Annotated in this window: 2 protein-coding genes; both read right to left on the bottom strand. The window is 73.4% G+C overall.

Annotation, left to right across the window (positions count from 1 at the left end; all coding sequences use genetic code 11):
- Positions 1-338 precede the first annotated feature (338 nt).
- Positions 339-710 (bottom strand): STAS domain-containing protein, encoded by a 372-nt coding sequence (locus tag B7767_RS38075; protein ID WP_085575971.1) that lies wholly within the window; start codon positions 708-710, stop codon positions 339-341.
- Between the two features lie 28 nt (positions 711-738).
- On the bottom strand, positions 739-1,265 hold a 527-nt coding region (locus tag B7767_RS38080), incomplete at its 5' end, for a PP2C family protein-serine/threonine phosphatase (protein ID WP_143652881.1).

A 1,265-nucleotide genomic window follows, 5' to 3' on the forward strand; every position in this document is an offset into this window, starting at 1 on the left:
GCCGCCGGCCCACCCCGCGTCACCCTCCTCGTCGCCGTGCCCGCGGCCATGCCGTTGCGCCCGGCGCACGGCGTCCGGACGAGGCCGCCGGCCGGGTCGCGGGCCGGACCCATCGGCCGGTAGGCCATGGCGCGTAGATCGTCGTCGTGCGCGGGTGGCCCGGCCGCGCCGTCCCTCCCGTGCCCTCGCCCCTTCCTCCCCACCGCTCCAGCCAGGGACAGGGGTGAAAGCAGGCCCAGCCCCCACCGCATCCTCACGCCGCCCAGGCCGCTCTCCGGGTGCGGGCCCGCTGCGGTCTCCTGCCGGGACAGCGACTGCCGGCGGTGCCGGGCGGGCGGTCAGTCGGGGACGGAGTCCACGGTGGCGTAGCTGTGCAGTACCCGGTCGGTCCCGGTCAGCGCCAGCATGCGGCGTACGCGTTCGCCGGGTGCGATCAGCGCCAGCCGGGCGCCGGTGCTCCTGGCCGTGCGGTAGGCCGTGATCAGGCAGGTGAGCCCGGTGGAATCCAGAAAGGCGACACCGGACAGGTCCACCAGCACGCTCTGGCCGCCGGTGAGCAGCAGCGGTTGCAGGACGTCGGCGAGTTGCGAGGCGGTGTGCAGATCCAGGGCGCCTTCGACCGTGACGAGGTGTCGGCCGGCGTCCAGGGGGCGGGCGTGCACCCGCAGGGCGTCCCACTGGTCGTCGGGGGCGGGCTGGTCGGTGCTCATGGCCGCTTCTTTCCACATGGGCCGCGGTTCACGGCGTCAGCTCCTGCTGGTGGCCGCCGCGCCACTCGGTGAGCAGGACGGTGGCGTCGTCGTCGAGCTTGCCGTCGTGGTGTTTCATGACGGCGGCCATCAGCCGGCGCAGGGTCTCGTGCAGGGTGTGCCGGCCGGAGTGGTGGCGCAGGATGAAGTCGACGAACCGGTCCCGGCCGAACTCCGTTCCGTACCTGTCGCGGGCTTCGACGATGCCGTCGGTGTAGAGCAGCAGGCGGTCCCCGGGTTCGAGCCGGTCGGTGGCCATGGTGACCGGCAGGCCGAGGTCGGCACCCATGGGGCCGGCCGGGGGGCAGGCCAGTTCGGTGACCCAGCGGTTGCCGCGGATCAGGATCGGCAGGTGGTGGCCGCGGTTGATCCACGTCAGCCGGCCCGTATCCATGTCCAGGCTGGCGAGGATGCCGGTGATGTAGCGGCTGGTGCTGAACTGCTCGATCAGGGTCTGCTCCACCTGCCGGCTGGTCTCCGCCAGCGAGGCGCCCTGCCGGCGGGCGTTGCGGCAGG

The organism is Streptomyces sp. 13-12-16, from assembly GCF_002114215.1.
GTDB lineage: Bacteria > Actinomycetota > Actinomycetes > Streptomycetales > Streptomycetaceae > Streptomyces.

Coding starts and splice junctions, on each gene's coding strand:
- B7767_RS38075 (WP_085575971.1), bottom strand. CDS start 710: ATGAGCACCGACCAGCCCGCCCCCGACGACCAGTGGGACGCCCTGCGG.